The 18,589-nt window shown below is 55.8% G+C and carries 12 protein-coding genes and 4 pseudogenes; 14 read left to right on the forward strand and 2 right to left on the reverse strand.

Annotation, left to right across the window (positions count from 1 at the left end; all coding sequences use genetic code 11):
* Positions 1–75: 75 nt before the first annotated feature.
* Positions 76–1,260: a serine hydrolase domain-containing protein gene (locus tag N8E88_RS02100; RefSeq protein ID WP_262290887.1), complete on the reverse strand. Its 1,185-nt coding sequence runs from the start codon at positions 1,258–1,260 to the stop codon at positions 76–78.
* A gap of 725 nt (positions 1,261–1,985) precedes the next feature.
* Between N8E88_RS02100 and N8E88_RS02105 the strand changes: the two genes are divergently transcribed.
* The 11 genes and pseudogenes from N8E88_RS02105 to N8E88_RS02160 all read left to right on the forward strand — a co-directional run bounded on the left by N8E88_RS02105 (position 1,986) and on the right by N8E88_RS02160 (position 14,535).
* Positions 1,986–3,791 carry a CocE/NonD family hydrolase gene (locus N8E88_RS02105; RefSeq protein WP_262290888.1) on the forward strand — a complete coding sequence of 602 codons (1,806 nt, stop codon included), beginning with the start codon at positions 1,986–1,988 and terminating at the stop codon, positions 3,789–3,791.
* Positions 3,792–4,165: 374 nt separating this feature from the next.
* A complete protein-coding gene (locus N8E88_RS02110; protein ID WP_262290889.1) occupies positions 4,166–5,605 on the forward strand; it encodes an amidase in 1,440 nt (479 codons plus the stop codon).
* 268 nt (positions 5,606–5,873) lie between these two features.
* The gene (locus N8E88_RS02115) at positions 5,874–6,557 is read left to right on the forward strand and encodes an aspartate/glutamate racemase family protein (RefSeq protein WP_262290890.1); all 684 of its coding nucleotides are present in this window, start codon (positions 5,874–5,876) and stop codon (positions 6,555–6,557) included.
* Positions 6,558–6,872: 315 nt separating this feature from the next.
* A pseudogene (locus N8E88_RS02125) lies at positions 6,873–7,133 on the forward strand (transposase); the annotation flags it as partial.
* A gap of 820 nt (positions 7,134–7,953) precedes the next feature.
* On the forward strand, positions 7,954–8,787 hold the full coding sequence (locus N8E88_RS02130) for a transporter substrate-binding domain-containing protein (RefSeq protein ID WP_262290891.1): 834 nt from the start codon (positions 7,954–7,956) through the stop codon (positions 8,785–8,787).
* Positions 8,788–8,848: 61 nt separating this feature from the next.
* Positions 8,849–9,824, forward strand: a pseudogene (locus tag N8E88_RS02135) (amino acid ABC transporter permease).
* Between the two features lie 86 nt (positions 9,825–9,910).
* Positions 9,911–10,640 (forward strand): annotated as a pseudogene (locus tag N8E88_RS02140) (amino acid ABC transporter ATP-binding protein).
* Positions 10,637–11,929, forward strand: a complete 1,293-nt coding sequence (locus tag N8E88_RS02145; RefSeq protein WP_262290892.1) for an NAD(P)/FAD-dependent oxidoreductase — start codon at positions 10,637–10,639, stop codon at positions 11,927–11,929. The pseudogene N8E88_RS02140 and the gene N8E88_RS02145 overlap by 4 nt, the downstream one beginning before the upstream one ends.
* A gap of 139 nt (positions 11,930–12,068) precedes the next feature.
* Positions 12,069–12,417: pseudogene (locus N8E88_RS02150) on the forward strand (RidA family protein).
* Between the two features lie 70 nt (positions 12,418–12,487).
* Positions 12,488–13,981 carry an amidohydrolase family protein gene (locus N8E88_RS02155; protein WP_262290893.1) on the forward strand — a complete coding sequence of 498 codons (1,494 nt, stop codon included), beginning with the start codon at positions 12,488–12,490 and terminating at the stop codon, positions 13,979–13,981.
* A 314-nt stretch (positions 13,982–14,295) separates the two neighbouring features.
* Positions 14,296–14,535 (forward strand): aspartate/glutamate racemase family protein, encoded by a 240-nt coding sequence (locus N8E88_RS02160; protein ID WP_262290894.1) that lies wholly within the window; start codon positions 14,296–14,298, stop codon positions 14,533–14,535.
* 117 nt (positions 14,536–14,652) lie between these two features.
* Here N8E88_RS02160 and N8E88_RS02165 read toward each other — a convergent pair whose 3' ends face one another.
* The gene (locus N8E88_RS02165; protein ID WP_262290895.1) at positions 14,653–15,366 is read right to left on the reverse strand and encodes a GntR family transcriptional regulator; all 714 of its coding nucleotides are present in this window, start codon (positions 15,364–15,366) and stop codon (positions 14,653–14,655) included.
* 189 nt (positions 15,367–15,555) lie between these two features.
* Here N8E88_RS02165 and N8E88_RS02170 point away from each other — a divergent pair, with 189 nt between their 5' ends.
* From N8E88_RS02170 to N8E88_RS02180, 3 genes are all read left to right on the forward strand, one after another.
* Positions 15,556–16,302, forward strand: a complete 747-nt coding sequence (locus N8E88_RS02170) for a GntR family transcriptional regulator (RefSeq protein ID WP_262290896.1) — start codon at positions 15,556–15,558, stop codon at positions 16,300–16,302.
* 28 nt (positions 16,303–16,330) lie between these two features.
* Positions 16,331–17,479 (forward strand): ABC transporter ATP-binding protein, encoded by a 1,149-nt coding sequence (locus N8E88_RS02175; protein WP_262291061.1) that lies wholly within the window; start codon positions 16,331–16,333, stop codon positions 17,477–17,479.
* A 120-nt stretch (positions 17,480–17,599) separates the two neighbouring features.
* Entirely contained in the window at positions 17,600–18,583 is a 984-nt protein-coding gene (locus N8E88_RS02180) for an ABC transporter substrate-binding protein (RefSeq protein ID WP_262290897.1), read from the forward strand.
* Positions 18,584–18,589: the final 6 nt, after the last annotated feature.

Raw genomic sequence — 18,589 nt, forward strand, 5'->3', positions numbered from 1 at the left:
TTGCACGGCATGAGGTCATTGACCCTGTTAATCGGAGAGGCGAGCGCGGAGCGTAGGAGTCGCTGGTTGAAGGTGTCAGGTTGTGCTCAGCGCATCGCGGATCGCAAGCAGCGCCGGCCTTTCGTCAAGGCGACGTTGGGTGTAGTTTTCGTCGTTGGTGAGAGAGGAAAGCTTTACGGCTACAAACTCAGCGTCCGGGTCGATAAAGACGATCTGCCCATCCTGTCCACGCGCCCACAAAGTGCCACAACGCCTATCTTCTATCCACCAATGGTTGTGATAGGCTCCGTTGGGAAGTGACTGGCGGCTGCTGCCTGAGAGTTCGACACCGCCGCTCCGTGTTTCTTCTATCCAACTGTGCGGAATGATTTGGCGCCCGTCCCGGGCACCTCCGTCAACCAGCAACATTGCAAACCGACCCAGATCACGCAGAGTCGCGCACAAGCCGCCGCCCGCCGCGGCTAAACCGGCGTGGTCCACAGTGATATAGGCATCCTCAGCAGCGCCCATTTGCGCCCAAATCTCTTGGCTCATGAGATCGGCCAACGACAGCCCAGACGCCCGCTCCAAGACACAGCCCAGCACGTTGGTTGTGATGTTGCAATAATGGAACGAGGCACCGTGTGGCCGCGCTGCTTTATCGAGCGAGAGGATCAGGTCCCATACAGTGCGTGGCCAGTCTGGTCGGTTGTGCGGGTACCAGCCGTTGGCGAGAAAAAGCTTCCGGATGTGGGAATCTTCATTCGTGGATTCGTCGAAGAATACACCGCCAGTCATGTCGAGCAGCTGCTGCACCGTCGCTCCCCGGAAGGCGGTTGCAGCGAGTTCCGGCAGATATTCTGTGACCGGCTCTTTGACATCGAGCAAACCTTTATCCTCGACAATTCCGGCGAGCGTACCTATGAACGATTTGGTCGCCGAGTGAATAAGATGCTGCTTGTGCGGGGCGAGTTCATTCATGTAACGCTCAAATATGATCCGGCCCCGATGCAAAACGAGGAACCCGTCTGTAGAGCTCTCGTTAAGGAACTCGTCGACGGATCGTTTGCCTTCACGGAAATCGATCATAATGTCGCCAAGTGGCTGAAGGCTCTCGGGTAGTGGCCGCACGGGACCGTCGCCCCGCCAAATCGGGGCCGTTGCCGTCATCTCGCGGACATGCTGGTTGGTCCAGCGGTTCCAGGGCGGCAACTCCCACCCATCTCGCGGGATGATCGGTGCGCCGGGGCTACGGCGGTCGCGCAACCGCATGTCAGTCATACTTTCTTCCTCTTTTTTCCATCAGCGTGCTCGATACGCCGTTTTTCATTTCCGGGTTGCCGCTATGGAAATGCCTTGAACTGCAATGCGGACGCGGTCGTGAATCAACTGCACCTAAACGGTGGCCATGCACCGTCGTGACTTAACGAGCTGCGGAATCTTCAATGTCTGAAACCCTAAATACTTGCGTCAACGGCATCTGTACCTCAGCTCGATTGGACTTGCAACATATGTTGTAGATGACAACAGATAATCCATACGTTTCATAAATTGGAACGCAGGCTGCGCTGAGTTAAACACGCCCGACCGGCAGTCCTCTACCTGGATCGTCCTTACCGGGGGGATCGCCGCCTGGCCGCGACATTCTCTCCTGTCTCAAAACCGGTGTCACCGGCGTCAAGTGGGTATCCGGCGTCATTTCACGATCCCAAGAGAACAAATGCATTAAAACTTCGAATCTAAAACAAACGTTGCATTTTCTGGCAAAACCTGCAACTCACTACCCCAACATGCGACATCCGGTGAATAGAGTGCCTAGGGACATTCGAGAAGACCGAACAGTCGCGGTGAGGCTTGATGAGTATGTCAGCATGACGTCACGGTCTGGCGTCTATCAAGCAGTCGATCAATTGGCCTGCCGTTCATGCGCAGGCCCCAAACGAGGAGGCTTGCCGTGACGGCAACTTCATCCAAAGCGCGGCGGCTAGGTAAAGGGAGCCCTCGCGATGGCTGCTTCCACTGATCTGGTTCCCGTCGCAAGCTCAGCAACTGCCTGTACCGAATGCTCCTCAGGCGTGCAAGCCGACGGCGCCGGCGTTATTCCTTTCCCACGGCCCCGCTACGAGGTAAATATCGAAAAGGACGTTCGCATCCAGATGAGCGATGGGATCGGTCTCTACGCCGATATCTATCGTCCGCAAGGGGTGGATAGCCGGTTGCCGACAATTCTGATCCGCACACCATACAGTAAAGCGCCCTACCAAGAGCGGCATGAGTCGGCTGCACATAGTGGCGTAGCCTACATGTTCGCCGGGCAGGGCTTTGCAGTCGTGGTTCAGGACGTTCGCGGCCGATATAGTTCGGAGGGGCCCTACCACATTTTGCTAGGCGACGTTGACGATGGTTACGAGACCATCAGTTGGATCACATCACAACATTGGTCAAACGGCAAGGTCGGCGGCTTTGGTTGCTCGGCGCTCGGCATTGCACAAATCATGATGTCGCAGCGCCGTCCGCCGGGGCTCGCGGCTATTGTTCCGCAAGGCGCTTCCGGCTCGATGCGCAACATGCCTTACGACTTTCAACCCGACAACCTTCCCAGATTCAGCCGGTGGTTCAGATTCCTTCGCGACAACCCAACGTGGGGCAGCCAGCCGCCGAATACCGACATTGCCGCATTCGTTCGTACGTTGCCAATTGCTGATATGACCGAGCGGTCTGGCGGTTATCCGAACGATTGGCGCGATTGGACCACCCATGCTGCCGGCGAGCCTTGGTGGGATCGATACCAGCTCTTTGACAAAAACTCGCGGCCGGACGTAGCTGCGCTCCACGTCAATTCCTGGTTCGATCCCAACGTCGGGGACCAACTCGACCTGTTCAACGCGTTCCAAGAACAGTCGGTCTCGGAACGGTCGCGCCGCAACCAGTACATAATCATCTCCCCAACCTCACACTGCCAAACCGAGACCAATCAGTCGCCATATGTTTATGGAGAGCGCAATTTCGGGGACGTGCGGCAAGATTACTGGGGGTTATATTTGCGCTGGTACGAGCATTGGTTGTACGGGCGCCCTGGTGGTCTCAATCTACCCCACGTTCAGTACTATTTGATGGGGGCAAATCTCTGGAAATCCAGTGACAGTTGGCCGCTGCCTGGGACGCGATTTGTTCCCTATTTTATGACGAGTGGTGGAAATGCTAATACGGGTCGGGGTGACGGTGAACTGTCCACCGTCATCGCGAAGGGACCGCCCGACCGCTACAAATACGACCCCGCTGATCCTGTTCCCGGCGATGGAGGTCCGCCGATCGACCAACGGCCTGTAGATCAGCGACTTGACCGCCTTGTCTATAAGAGCAAGCCGCTCAAGGAGGGTATGGAAGTGACTGGGCCGTTGCGCGCCGTTCTATACATTTCGTCGTCGGCTGTTGACACCGACTTCTTTGTACAACTCAATGACATATATCCGGACGGAAGAGTCTATCCGATTCAGATGGGACTTTCCCGCGCACGCTATCGGGAAGCCTACAAGGAATCGCGCCGATATCTACAAGACTATACGCGACCGGAATTTCTCGCGCCGGGCAAAATCTACCGCGTTGACATCAATATGCAGGCAACCGGCTATTGGTTTGGTCCGGGGCACCGCATCGCCGTGCAGGTGTCGAGCAGTCTATTTCCTTCCTATGCTCGAAACCTAAACACTGGCGGGGACAATACGCAAACCGAGATGAAGGTTGCCGAGAACGTAATTTACCATGATGCCGATCATCCTTCCCACGTCCTCCTCCCGGTGGTTCCGAATTAGGGCGTGAGTTGGTGCTGCATTGTTGTGAAATCGAAGTGCCCTCGATTAGGGATGGCTTAAGGCCGGCCTCGCTCAATCAACGGGTCCGTGCCAGAACGTTGCGGCCGGGCGGGGGCCATCGCTAGAAGCCTATGCCCGGTCTCGGAGCTTCCGCTTGAGAGAAGGGCTATGTGACGGTAGCAAAAGGCTTGGTTTAAGACGCCGATCGTCAAGTGCCGACCTGGAGTTCAAATTGCACCAGAAAACAATTGCATCAAAAATAAAGAAGTAAAACAATCGTTGCATTTGTGGGCGAAACCTGCGACTTAGTATCCGACACGCGGGACTCCGGTGAATTGAGTGCCTGAGACACTCGTAAAGAGAGGACAGTCGCGGTGAGGCTTGATGAATATGTGCAGCAAGACGCCACCGGTCTGGCGTCTCTCGTGAAAGCGGGTGAAATTACACCGTTGGAGCTAACGCGCTTGGCACGAGAAGCGCACGATGAGGTGAATCCCCGGGTAAACGCTGTCATCGAGTTCTACGAGGATGCCGAATCTGTCGCCGGTGCGAATGACGGTATTTTTGCCGGTGTACCATTTCTTCGAAAAGACACCGGAGCAAGCGAGGCTGGCCGCCTCCAGGAAAAAGGAAGCCGTCTGTTCAAGGGCTGCCGACCTGATACAGATAGCTATTATTTTCGCCGCGCACGGGAGGCAGGGCTCAGGACCCTCGGAAGAACAACGATGCCCGAATTCGGGACATCAGGCATGAGCCAATCGATTTTAAATGGTGTCACTGGCAACCCTTGGGATTTGGACCGGTCTGCGGGTGGATCGTCCTCGGGATCCGCGGCTGCTGTTGCTGCCGGCATTACGCCCATCGCACACAGTAGCGACGGCGGCGGATCAATTCGTATACCGGCATCCTGGTGCGGTCTTGTCGGCTTGAATCCATCTCGCGGACGCGTCTCCGGCGGCCCAAACAACCAAGACGCATCATTTGGCCGTAGTCGGGAGTTTGTTCTCTGTCGGACGGTCCGTGACATGGCCGCCGCGCTCGATGTTTTTTCCGGCCCTCATCCTGGCGATCCGTTCATCATCACCCAACCGAAGCGTTCTTATTGCGAAGAACTTTCACAGCTGACGCGCGTTTTGAGGGTGGGAGTTGCGAGGACCAAATGGGGTGCCGTGGATTTGGAGCCGGAAGTCCTTGAGGTCGTCGATTCAGTGGCCACTTTGCTTGAGGAAATGGGGCACAGGATCATCGAAATCGAGCCACCTTACGAACCTGCAGAATATTCCAGAATATTCCTCGCCGGTTCTGCTCGAAGCGCGCACCTACTTGGGGAATCGGCCCAGGCAATGGGGCGGACCATTAATACGGATACCGTGGAACCCATCAATTTAAAGATTTATGAATATGGCCGAAGAGCATCACCATTTCTAATGGGGGACGTACATGAGCTCATGCGAAGACTGCGGGTGCGCGTAGCTGAGGCGGTCGAACCGTACGACATACTGCTAACGCCCACTTTGCCAACGGCGGCTCTACCACACGGCACTATTTACTGCACGACCAACCCAACGCTCTCGGCGGAAGAATTCATGGAAGCGGATGCTGCGCTTTATCAATATCTTGGAGTGCTGAATGTCACGGGACATGCAGCTGTATCCTTGCCATTGGGACAAAGTTCCAACGGCATGCCTATCGGCCTGCAAATAGTTGGCCGTTTTGGCGACGAGGCGACGCTGGTTCGCATCGCACGGGATCTGGAGGAGGCGAGGCCCTGGAGGGGCCGGCACCCGAGAGTTTGGGCTGGCCAACAGCATTGATTTTCGGATGCCGGTGAATGACATCGGATCCAACGTTCGTCGAATACGACAGCTATTTTTCTTCGACGGGCACTGAGCTTAGAAGGTCTCTGTCCGCGTGCAAGATTCGCGGGCTTCTCCATCGTCATGCAGGAAATGGTGCAGATCGAGATCGCCGCGTTGCAACAATGAAGCGCAGGTTTTTGCGATCTAATCAACTTAGAGAAAAGCTTGGGCGAGGCTGTTATGAGACGCATCATTAGTCAAGAACTGCACAAAGGAGCAACTTATGGCGACTATAGGAGTTTTGTCCCTGTCGAACGACGGCCGGTACATTGGCCAGCATCCCGATTTTGGTTACGGCATTGGCCATCCGAGCCGTTATGCGTCTCCTCCGATGCTAAAACAGATTCCCGGCGCTTGGGCAAATAATGTCGTTTCAGGCGATCATGCTTGCGAAATCGAGTACGTGAAAGCCGCCAAAGAGCTTGAACGAGCCGGAGCTTCGGCGCTCACATGTGACTGTGGCTTCACTGTTCGGTACCAGAAGGCCATTGCTTCGGCCGTATCAATACCGGTATCAACTTCAAGCCTACTACTATTGCCAGCACTTCTGTCCACCGTCCCCCCGGACAAGAAGATAGCAGTACTGACTGCGGATTCGCGCTGCATAGATGCGGAAATTTGGGCTGCGCTCTCTATCACGGATCCATCAAGGTTGATTTTCGAAGGGCTCGAGGACACAGCAACATACGCTTACATGTGGGCCGAGAAAGGCGAAATCAATGTCCAGGACGTCTTGGCTGATACCGACGATATCATTGCTCGCGTTCAAAAACATGAAAAGGTAGCCGCGATTCTTTGCGAATGTACGGTATTCGTGCGTGTCTCGCCTCGAATCCGAAGATCGACGGGGCTGCCGGTTTATGATGCAGGGCACAACGCAGGTCTTCTTATGGCCGGCGTAAGTTAGGTGCGGGGCTTTCCTCGCCTCTAAAGTTATCCAATGCGGGGTGCGTGCCCAGACGGAAAATCGATGTGCCGATGCATCTCGCGTACTAGGTGGTCAGCTTATCGCGGTGCGAATCGGCCTGGCGACGGCAGGCGCGTCAGGGTCTTCTGGCGCTGCCTGCTGAACCGATGACGGCCGTGTCGGCCTTTGCGGACGGGCCTATCGAACCCGCCTTTGTGCCACTGGCGATTACGACGGAGCCGAAGACGGCAACCGATGCTTTGCCGAACAACGGCCGCCTTGAGGCCTTCGTGCGCATCGGAGACCACGAGCTTCTCCGCCTTCGCCCAGGAGACGCCGCAAGCCGCGAGCACACAATTGCGCACCGTCGCCGATCAAATCCGGCCGAAGGTGCCCAAGCTCGCCGCCATCATGGATGACGCCGAGCCCGACGTGCTGGCCTACATGGCCTTCCCCAAGGAGCATCGCGCCAAGCTGCACTCGACAAATCCGATCGTCGGCATCTTCCCCAATGATGACGTCATTGTCCGCCTCGTCGGCGCGATCCTGCTCGAGCAAAACGACGAATCGGCCGTCTAGCGTGCCAGATACATGACGCTTGTATGGGCGACCGCGAAGTCAATAAGCCTGCATCGTTACCTCCATTCCTATGTTCAGCCGGGGCGGGCATTCCTTCGTCCCGGCCTGACTTCTCACCAGCGCCGCGCGCAGGGGCGGTCAAGGAGGCCCGCAGGGCACTGCACTGCAGCGCGAAGAGTCCTTGAAGGTCCTGAGCACGGCGCTTCAATCCCGGGAAGAACGGGCCGAGGTGGTCAAAGGCGGAGCCGGTTTGCGGGGCGCACAAGGTGCGCTGCGACCTTGTATTCGGTGGGCCGTAGGGAAGCCCGAACCATCATGCAGTCATCCGCATCGGCAACCAGGCTCCGGGCGGCGGTCCCCATCTGGAAAGCGGTATTGGAACCATGTCATGTAACGGGCGCCCGCCACCTCGGGTTCGCTAACAGGCAGACGGAACTCTTCGCCTGTCCTCTCGCGACTATGCGGCAGCTGCCGTGGCATGCGGTCGGACGCGCACGCCCTCGGGCAACTCGCCGGTCTTCACCATCCGCCACAGCGCAATCAGGAGCTTCCGGGCGAGCGCGACGATCATAGCACAGGGCACCTCTCGCAAAACGCAGGATAACGTTCTTCTGGCCTTCCGAAAGAATTGACAACGTCCTCGACGTGGTATTCATTATGGTATTCCATCCGTATACTCGACAGAAGGAGCTATGCCCGCAGAACCGACAAAAAAGTCGGGCCCTACCTTTGCTAGGAATCGCGACAACTTGGCTCGTGCGCGAGCCCGGGCGGAATTAAACCGCAACAGCAGATAACAATGACAATGGGGAGTAATATGAACAAACGTACATTGATGGTGGCCCTGGCAGCCTCGCTAGCAGCTTCCTTGGTCAGTTCGTCGGCCAGCGCAGGCGCCGTGCTCGATAAGATGCTCGCTACGAAGACTCTGACGGTGGCGGTCGGGACGGACTGGGGGAAGATGTCGTTCTTGAACGACAAGCATGAACTCGATGGCTATGACGTCGATGTTGCCAAAGGCGTCGCGCAATCTTTGAGCTTGAAGATCAAATTCGTCACGCCCGGCTTTGACGTCATTGCGGCAGGAAACTGGCAGGGCCGTTGGGACATGGCTATGGGCCAAATGACTCCAACTCAAGCGCGCGCTGAAAAACTGGCGTTTCCGGCGGTGTATTTCTATGAAAGAGCTGTCGCTGTCATACATAAGGATAGTAAGGCAACTAAGCTTTCCGACATCAATGACAAGGTTGTGGGCGTTGCTGCTGGCAATACGCAGGAGCAATATGCAAATCATCGCTTGACGGGGGACTGGCTCAACGCTCCCCGTATAGAGTATAGCTTTAAGCCGAGCGAGATTAAAACCTACGCAAGTAGCAACATCGGCTTTGACGACTTGCGACTGGGCGACGGAGTTCGACTCACTGCCTTCCTCACTGACGGCACGATAGCGGATAACGCAATACAAGGCGGTTATCCGCTCAGGCTGCTTGGCGATCAGCTGTACTCTGCGCCAGGTGCCATTTCGATTTTGCGAGGTGACAAAGAGCTTGCCGATAAAATTGCGGCTGCCATCGAGAGTATGAGAAAAAGCGGAACGCTCTCGACGCTGTCGGTCAAGTGGTACGGGAAAGATTATTCTGTCGAAAAATAGCAGAGGCGAAGATTCAACGGATCCAGCGTCTGGATCCGCTGACCTCGCAAAGTGAGATCCTATGCTTTATAAAGATACCGTCGAGATCTGAGGTCTTAGTCCATAGACCATGCTTTATCGCGTCGCTCTTCGTGGTCGTATTAGCGGCCTTCCTCATAGTAAACGTTACCGGAACTACTATGGGCGAACTCATGCGACCGGTCATCGGTGACCCGGCGCAGAGCGGGCTCTATGGGCGTTTTGCAATCGCCTTTGTGATTGCGGTTACGTTTTGCCTCAACGTCGTTCTACTCGGCTTTACTCCACTTAGGATGCAGATTGGCATCGTATGGATTGAGTTGCTGCTCCTATTTCTCGCATTCTTCCAATCCTTCAATCTGAGCATGCCATTCATTTGGGCGAACCTGCCTTACTTGCTTAGTCAGGGCTTGGTAACAACAATCTACGTTTCGGCGATCTCCCTCGTATTCGCATCAATTATTGCAATACTAGGGGCCGTTGCCAAATTGTCGAGCAATGGGTTCGCCTACGGCATCGCTACTTTTTACACCTCGTTCTTCCGCGGTTTGCCGCTACTCATGCAGATTTACCTGATCTACCTCGGCCTACCACAGCTTGGTATCGTTTTGGATGCCGTGCCTTCTGGCGTGTTGGCACTCTCGCTTTGTGTTGGAGCATATATGACGGAAATCTTCCGCGCAGGCATTCAAAGCATCGACCGTGGCCAGTGGGAAGCGTCCCGGTCAATGGGGTTCGGATTTGGACTGACGATGCGCAAGATTATCCTACCGCAGGCGCTTCCGGTTATCATTCCACCAATGGGAAATACATTCATTGCTATGCTAAAGGACAGCTCACTCGTTTCGGTCCTTGGCGTATGGGAGTTGACTTTCCTCGCTCGAACTATCGGCCAGCCGACTTTCCACCACATGGAGATGCTAGTCGCGGCGGCTATTGTCTATTGGGTCGTTTCGATTTGCCTTGAGCTCGTCCAGTCAAGGATCGAGCGCCACTTCGCAAGGAGTAAGGTGCGATGATTGTCGATAAAATAGATAAACTAGAAGATACTTCGGGGCTGCACAAGCCTACCGGCCAGGGGCAGACGTCTGCGAGCGACGCGGTTATCGAAGTTAGAAATGTCTCGAAATGGTATGGCTCGTTCAGAGTCTTGACTGACATAAACCTCGTTGTTCGCAGAGGCGAGCGCATCGTCATCTGTGGCCCGTCCGGATCGGGAAAGTCGACTCTGATTCGCTGCTTCAATCGGCTCGAAGCGCATCAAGAGGGTGAGATCACCGTTAACGGAATCAGCCTGCACAGCAAAATGCGGAAAGTGACTGAAGTTCGCAAGAACGTGGGCATGGTTTTCCAGAACTTCAATCTCTTTCCACACATGACGGTGCTGATGAACTGCATGGCCGCCCCGATGTGGATCAAGGGTGTGTCCGAGGCCGAGGCAAGAAAGCTCGCGCTGAAATTCCTGGAGCGCGTGCGGATACCGGAGCAGGCGAATAAGTATCCGGCTCAGCTTTCCGGGGGGCAGCAGCAGCGCGTCGCAATTGCACGCTCTCTCTGCATGGAGCCTTCCGTCATGCTCTTCGATGAGCCGACATCGGCACTCGATCCGGAAATGGTCGCGGAAGTGCTGGAGACGATGACCGGCCTCGCGCGCGACGGCATGACCATGGTCTGCGTCACGCACGAGATGGGGTTTGCGCGCGCGGTTGCGGACCGAGTGATCTTCATGGATCGGGGCCAGATCGTCGAAGAGGGTGTGCCCCACGACTTTTTTTACCAATCCGCAGCACGAGAGAGCGAAGCTTTTTCTCAGTCAGATCTTGAGGCACTCATGACCCGTCCTCATGCAGAAATCCGCTCTGATGTTATCGTGCTGGGAGCCGGAATCGTGGGCGTATCCGTCGCTTTGCATCTTCAGATGCGGGGCCGAGACGTCGTCTTGGTTGACCGCCGCGGCATTGGCGAAGAAACTAGCTATGGCAATGCAGGGCTGATTGAACGTTCGAGTGTCATTCCCTATGGGTTTCCACGGGATCTCTGGACCGTCCTCGTCTACGCTCTGAATCGTTCGGCTGACGTTCGTACCGACTGGCGCTTCCTGCCGCATATTGCTCCTTGGCTTTGGCGCTTCTGGCGAGAGTCTGCTCCGGAACGCTTGCAAATGGCGGCTGCCGATATGCTGCCGCTCCTTGAGCGGTCGGTCATCGAGCATGAACTCCTCATGACTGAAGCCGGGATCCTAGGGCAATTGCGCCGGACAGGTTGGATCGGCGTCTACCGGAGCCAAAAGTCTCTTGACCAAGCGGCGAAGAGTGCGGTTGCTCTCGAATCCTATGGGTTGCGTTTCGATCTGCTCGACAGCAAGGCTCTACGCGAGCGTGAGCCTCACACGTCCGAGGCCCTCATCGGTGGGATTCATTGGCGGGATCCGGCTTCAGTTCCTGATCCTGGCGGTCTGGTGAAGGGATACGCTGATCTGTTTTTGCGGCGCGGTGGCCGCTTTGTTCAGGGTGATGCCGACACGCTCCAGCAGGTGGGCACTGACTGGACAGTGGGCAGCGGAAGTAGCGAAGTTCGGGCGCACGATGTTGTCGTCGCCCTTGGTCCGTGGTCGGACACCGTCCTTCGTCCCCTCGGCTATCGGATCCCGTTAGCTGTCAAGCGTGGGTACCACGTGCACTTCAAGGCCAGAGCCGGATCTATGCTTCATCATCCTGTGGTCGATGTGGACGGCGGATATCTTTTGGCGCCAATGACCCGCGGTATTCGCCTGACCACCGGTGTGGAGTTTGCTGCCCGCGACTCCGCTCCAACGCCTCTGCAACTGGCTCGAACAGAGCCGCTAGCACGTGAGATTTTCCCCCTCGAGAAATGGATTGATCCGCAACCGTGGATGGGGGCCCGCCCTTGTCTGCCGGACATGCGCCCAGTCATTGGAGCTGCCCCAAGGCATCAAGGGCTATGGTGCGCTTTCGGCCACAATCATCAGGGCCTCACCCTTGGACCGGTAACCGGGCGTTTATTGGCCGATCTAATAACAGGGAAGGAGCCTTTCACAGATCCGCGGCCATATTCCATAGAGCGTTTTGCGTCCCGAAGCAGAACGTTCAATCCTGTTATGTAAATTCTGCAACCGATTTCCTCTTATTGCAGCTTATGATTGCGACAAGGAAGTTAATTTCCAAGGAAGAAAATCCGGGAACTTCAATTGCATCTTCTCGGATAGGCCGGGATGCGTCAGCGTCACTTGAAAGGAAATAATCATGAATGAATTAAATCGCTATGAAGTCGGACCCCGTATGAGCCAAGCAGTTTCTTACGGAAATGTCGTCTATAGCGGGGGTAGTTGCGCGCACCCCCAGCACTCCTGTTGCAGAACAGACGGCAGACATACTTGCCAGAATCGACGATCTGCTTGCAGAGGCTGGAGTAGACAAGAGCAAGATACTCACAGCAACAATCTGGTTGACCGATATATCGTCCTTTGCGGAAATGAATGACGTATGGGACCGCTGGGTGGTCCCAGGAAGCACGCCTTGCAGGGCTTGCGTTGAGGCAAATCTAGCAGGATCCGGATATGCGGTAGAGATCCAGGTCACCGCAGGACGGTAGGCTGGATCTGCTTCTAGGATCGCGCGGATCAGCAGCATGCATGTGAGCATTTTTCGTGAGGAGGACTCTTGTGAAGCGGTCAACTGTTCACGACTTGATTTTCGTATTGTTCGCACTGGGCAGCATCATATCACCGGCTCTCGCCGCCGATTACGATATCGTGATCCATGGTGGACGCGTCATCGATCCGGCGAGCGGCCGCGACGAGATTGCTGATGTCGGCATCAGCGGCCAAAGCATCACCGCAATCTCGACGTCGCCCCTTCAGGGCAAGCGGATGCTCGATGCCGAAGGTCTGGTAATTGCGCCGGGCTTCGTTGACCTGCACGCGCATGGCCAGAACCCTGAAGCCCAGATGCTGCAGATACAGGACGGCGTAACAACCGCTCTGGACATGGAAGCAGGCGCGCTCCCGATCCGGGCGATGTTCGACGCGCTGTCTGGCCGCGCGATGATCAACTTCGGCGCGACCGCCAGTAATACTTGCGCGCGGCTAAAGGTTGTCGCCAACCTTTCCTGCCACGGCCATTGGGCCATCAACGAGCCCCAGGACGGAACAAGTGCGCAACATGTCGCTGCGCAAAATACTCCGACTACGCCCGAGCAGGAGCAGCGCATCGTTCGGATGTTGAATGATGAGATCGCCAACGGTGCGCTTGGCTATGGTCTTCTTACCGGTTATGTGCCGGCCTCCGGCCGCCGCAAAGTTTACGAGATCTTCAAAGCGGCGGCATCCACCCGCTATCCCGTGTTCATTCATGTACGCGCCCGGCCAGACGTCGATGTTGGTCCCGGCACGAGCATCGCCACCAACCAAGAAGTGATTGCGGACGCTGCGGCGACCGACGCGCCCGTGCAGATTGTCCACCTGCCGTCGACCGGAGCGGCTGACACAGCGGTAATCCTCGAAATGATAAAGGGCTCTCGTAAAAATGGCGCGGATATTACGACAGAGGTCTATCCGTACAATGGATGGTCCAACGCCTTGGGAGACGCAATCTTTCGTCCTGGCTGGCAGCAAAAGTACGGCATTACCTATTCTGACCTCCAATTGCCTGAGACCGGCGAGAGGATGACGGAGGACAGCTTCAACCGAATGCGCGATGAGCATCCCGAAGCGGTCGTGATCGGTTTTAGTACTCCTCAAGCGGCGGTGGACGCCGCCATCATGGACCCGACCGTCATGATCGCATCCGATGGCCTCGACGATAGGTCGCATCCGCGGGGTGCGGGAACGTTCTCTCGCGTGTTGGGTCATTATGTCCGAGACAAGGGGCTCGACCTCAAGCTGGCGCTTGCCAAGATGACGATCATGCCGGCGCGGCGGCTCGAGGCTATTTCAGAGCAGATGGCCAGAAAGGGACGGCTGCAGGTCGGCGCCGATGCCGATATCACCGTCTTTGATCCCGTCGCGATCAAGGATATGGCCACCTATCAAAAGCCAATGCAGCCGTCTGTCGGCATCCGGTACGTGATCGTAACTGGCGTACCCACTCTCGTGGACAGCAAGGTCGTGCCTGACCTGTTTCCAGGCCAAGCCGTTCGCAGCACGAAACCCCTGTAAGCAGGCTTATAATTACGTCTTCCGTCAGAAGATGAGCCTAAGAGACCGGACGTGAAAGACGAAAAAGTTGGAGAACTATATGTGTAAGTTCAATCTCCTGCGATTGTGGGTCTACCGTCCGGTTCCAGAAAGGCCATCTCGTCGGCCGTGTCGGTACCCGTATCGACGTCAAGCCTGCTTTTTCTCCCGATGCTGCTGGCCCAGCTTCCCGCGACCAAGAAGGTCGCTGTAATGACCTACGACTCGCGATACCTGGATGCGAGTATCATGAATGTCCCGGGCATCAAGGGCCTTCGAGACTGGCGGTCGAGGAATTGGAAGGTACGAAGTTGTACGACTACATGATGGTGAAAGACGGGAGAACCAGCGTCGCGGATGCGCTTGCCGATACAGACGATATCATCGCGCGTGTCCGCAAGCATGATGGCATCGCAACTATTGTCTGCGAGTGTACATTCTTCGCACGGTTTGCACCTCGAATACGCAAGCTCACGAATTTACCAGTCCATTATGCTGTGCTGAACGTCGCAGACCTTGCAGCGGCGGTTGGCTGAGAGTTTTCAAGGACAGTCGCCAAAATGCAAACCCACACTTGCCTGAATAGCCCACGCGCTGAGTACTTTAGCCTTAATGCCGAACGTATGAGCCGGCGCCCTTGCCTCTGCCTTCTATCATCGCTGCTTGGATAATCCGGACAGGCCATAGCCGACCGGCAAGACAAAGTTCGATTGGGCCTCTCGTGCCAGCAGGACCGTCGTAAGGCGTTCCCTGCCGGCCCGAATGTGCGAGCGCATAACCTCGGCTGCGTTGAATCCGTCTTTCATCTCGATGTACTTGACAATCCGCTCGTGATCATCTTGGGAACCCGCTGACGCACCTTGAGGTTCATGCAAGACCTCGATCCACATGAAGGTAACCATCTGGCTTAAAATACGAACGAGGGCTTGGTGTAGTTCCTTATTTCCGCTGACACGGGCGATTGATTCATGAAGGGTCATCCCAATCCTAACTTCGTCTGCACGCCGCCCCGGTAAAGTTCGGAGATGGTTCACTTGTCCGACGATATCCCGGAATTCCTGGAGCTCGCTTTCTGTGGCTTTTTCAGCGGCCAGATGAACAGCCGCAACTTCAAGTATCTCTCGAAGCTGGTAAAGGTCGAAAGCTCGCGAAGAACTCATTTCTACAACGAAGTAGCCGCGGTCGCGTTTCTCAACCAGTCCCAGTTCTTCAAGCCTCCCAAATGCCTCACGAACTGGCGTGCGACTGGCTCGCAACCGGGCAGCTAACGTGCGATCGACCAGCTTTTCACCCGGGCGAAGTTCGTGGCGCAGAATCATATTGCGCAGTGTGTTGAGTACAGCTGTTCCGATCTGGGCGTCGCTCATCTATATTCTCGGAATGTCATTTGGAATACCTCGTCTCTCCGGCTAGCAGCCATCCCGTTGCGTGTCAAGGCATCGTTCCATTGGTATGAAGGCCGCGGATAGAGTTACCCGGTCGACCCGACCAAAACGGAACTTGACTAAATGCGAGAATTATGGCATTTGAAATGGAATACCAAAAGGAATGCAATTATGAGCGAGCGCCAATTAGGCGACGTCATCCTCGATCGACTTAGAACGATGATCATCAGCAACGAACTGCGACCAGGAATGAAACTCGTCGATCGTGCTCTGGCCCGCGATCTGGGAGTGAGTCGTACCCCCGTCCGGGAAGCGTTGGGCCGCTTAGTCGAGATCGGCATCGTCGATTACCGCGAGCGAGGGTTCTACGTTGTCAATGCGGATTCACGGCGAGTTGCGGATCTCTATCACCTCCGAGAGATCTTAGAGGTGGGTTCGATCCAACTCGCAGCTGCGAATGTCCAGCCGACCGATATTCAAGAGCTTCGCGACATCCTGCTGCAAATTGAGAAATTGCAGGCCAATCCGGCACGCAAAGGTGAAGAGGTCCGCTTAGGGCTGGCTATTCATCAGATTCTCGCCCGTTCGAGCGGCAACAGAGCAATACAACAGGCCCTCGACCGGTTGTTGGACCAGATGCTGACCTTTGTCTGGATGGAGGTTCTCAATGAGAGCGAGGAGGCTTCTGCGACCTCGCATCGCGAGCATAAGCTAATCGTCGACTTGGTCGACACTGGCCGGGGGCAGGAGGCGGCGGAGGTGATCCGGGTGCATCTTCGTTCGGCAAGGGAGCACGTCATCTCCGTCATGCGCGCCCGTGAAGCATTGTTCGCCCCAGCTAGAGCATCGATCCCGATGGAAATCGTGCACCACCGGGCGGCTGGCCCCCAAATTAATAAAGGAGGCTCCTGTGTCTAGCCAAATAACTCCCACTCTCGAATATTCGATGCCAGAGTTAGGCTTCTCCTCATGTCCAAGCACAGAACCACGAGGCCTTGGTAAAAGCGTCCAGGTTAGGCTCGCCTCCAAATTCTATGGTGATTTCGCGGCGCTGAAAGACGTCACTTTAACAGTCAATCCAGGCGAGTTCCTGACGCTGTTAGGGCCAAGCGGCTCAGGAAAGACGACGATGATGATGGCGATCGCCGGGTTCACGGATCTAAGCTCCGGCACAATCCTAATTGATGAAACCCGTATAGATCACCTACCGCCCAATCGTCGCAATATCGGGGTTGTGTTTCAGCATCTAGCGCTTTTCCCGCATATGTCGGTCGCAGACAACGTGGCGTTCCCCCTGAGGATGAGAGGCGTCCCCGAGGACGAGGTCCGCGTACGGGTTCGGCGTGTGCTCGAACTGGTGGAGTTGCCCGCCTTTGGCGAAAGGCTACCGTCTCAGCTGAGCGGCGGCCAACAACAACGGGTTGCATTCGCGCGCGCGGTTGTTTTTGACCCTCCTGTTCTTCTGCTTGATGAGCCTTTAGGCGCGCTCGATCGCAAGTTGCGTGAAAGCATGCAAGCCGAGTTGAAAAGACTTCAACGGCAGCTCGGGATAACGACGATCATGGTCACCCATGACCAGGAAGAGGCGCTGACTATATCTGATCGAATCGCGGTCATGAGCAACGGTCAACTTGAGCAGATTGGTTCTCCTGAAGAGCTTTACCAATATCCGGCCACGCCATTCGTTGCGGATTTTGTGGGTGACACAAATCGCATTATGGGGACGGTCCGCACTATAGCTGGGGAATTTTGTACGATCCTCACTACTGGGGCGATCGAATGTACGGGCCAGACACGCCACGGGCATGATGCAAGCGTTGCAGCGTTGGTAGTGCGTCCTGAGCATGTTCTCGTGGGACAAGAAGTTGCTGATGTCGCGAACCGGTTTGATGGCGTGATTGAGAACGTCACCTATGCCGGAGACTCTATCAAGTATGTGATCCGAATTTCGCGCGAAGACACTTTGGTAGCGAGAACCCGGAACGTACGGCATCAGCCTCGGTTGCGTGTCGGAGATGCCACAATAGTCGGCTGGAGACCCGATGACGCTGTGGTCTTCGTGCCGATGAACTCGATCAGCGAATGCCGGAACTAACAAAAAACAGGGAGGAATATTATGGGACAGAATTTGACGCGGCGCTCATTCACCTCGGGCCTCGCAGCGGGTGCCGCACTCGCAAGCTTTGGCCGAGCGCGAGCCCAGAGCTCCGGCACGGTGGTGATCGCTTCATTTGGCGGCCAGTTTCAAGATGCCCAGCGAAAAGCGCTCTTTGAGCCATTCGAAAAGTCTACCGGCATCAAGGTAGTGGAAGCGACGGGACCTTCGCTCGCGAAAGTGCGCACGATGAATATGAGCGGCAACATCGAATGGGATGTGGCTGAGTTTACGCCTGCAGACTTCCTGGTACTGGCGGAGAACAATCTCCTTGAGAAGATCGACTATAGCGCCATCGATAAAAACATTATCGCGAGAGTGGACAGGCGCGTAGTGCATCCTTACGGGGTTGGGGCGCTGTTCTATTCAAACGTCATCGCATTCAATACGAAGCGATATCCGACCGGCAAGCATCCGCGGAGTTGGGCTGAGGTTTGGGATGTCCAAAAATTTCCCGGTCCGAGAATTATGCCGTCCGGTACCTATGTCGTACGCCCGAACGAGTTCGCGCTATTGGCGGATGGAATTCAACCTCAGCAGCTGTATCCGCTCGATCTGGAGCGCTCCTATCGTAGTCTTTCCAACATAAAGCCGCACGTCGTGAAATGGCAAACGACGGGTGCCATGGCTCCCCAAGCAATTGTCGATGGCGAAGCCGACTTCGGTATGGCGTCCCAAGGGCGCATTGCGCAGTTGAAGGCGCAGGGAGCGCCAGTTGACTACGACTGGAACCAAGGTCTCGTTGCTGCTGACTATTGGGGAATCCCTAAGGGGGCGAAGAACGTCCAGAACGCTCTCAAGTTCATAGAGTTCGCATCACGACCTGAGCCTCAAGCTGAACTCAGCAAATTGATCCCATACTCTCCGTCAAACCCCGACGCTTTCAAGCTGCTCACTGATGAGCAAGCTAAGGACCTCGCGACCGCCCCAGATAACCTGCAAAAGCAAGTTTGGCTCGACGCTGCATGGTGGGCTCAAAAGTCCAATGGGAAATCGAATATCGAACGAAACATCGACATGTGGAACGCTTGGTTGCAGCGCTGAGGAGAT

It is taken from the genome of Phyllobacterium zundukense (assembly GCF_025452195.1).
Lineage (GTDB): Bacteria > Pseudomonadota > Alphaproteobacteria > Rhizobiales > Rhizobiaceae > Phyllobacterium > Phyllobacterium zundukense_A.

Coding starts and splice junctions, on each gene's coding strand:
- N8E88_RS02100 (WP_262290887.1), bottom strand. CDS start 1,260: ATGACTGACATGCGGTTGCGCGACCGCCGTAGCCCCGGCGCACCGATC.
- N8E88_RS02105 (WP_262290888.1), top strand. CDS start 1,986: ATGGCTGCTTCCACTGATCTGGTTCCCGTCGCAAGCTCAGCAACTGCC.
- N8E88_RS02115 (WP_262290890.1), top strand. CDS start 5,874: ATGGCGACTATAGGAGTTTTGTCCCTGTCGAACGACGGCCGGTACATT.
- N8E88_RS02130 (WP_262290891.1), top strand. CDS start 7,954: ATGAACAAACGTACATTGATGGTGGCCCTGGCAGCCTCGCTAGCAGCT.
- N8E88_RS02145 (WP_262290892.1), top strand. CDS start 10,637: ATGACCCGTCCTCATGCAGAAATCCGCTCTGATGTTATCGTGCTGGGA.
- N8E88_RS02165 (WP_262290895.1), bottom strand. CDS start 15,366: ATGAGCGACGCCCAGATCGGAACAGCTGTACTCAACACACTGCGCAAT.
- N8E88_RS02170 (WP_262290896.1), top strand. CDS start 15,556: ATGAGCGAGCGCCAATTAGGCGACGTCATCCTCGATCGACTTAGAACG.
- N8E88_RS02175 (WP_262291061.1), top strand. CDS start 16,331: ATGCCAGAGTTAGGCTTCTCCTCATGTCCAAGCACAGAACCACGAGGC.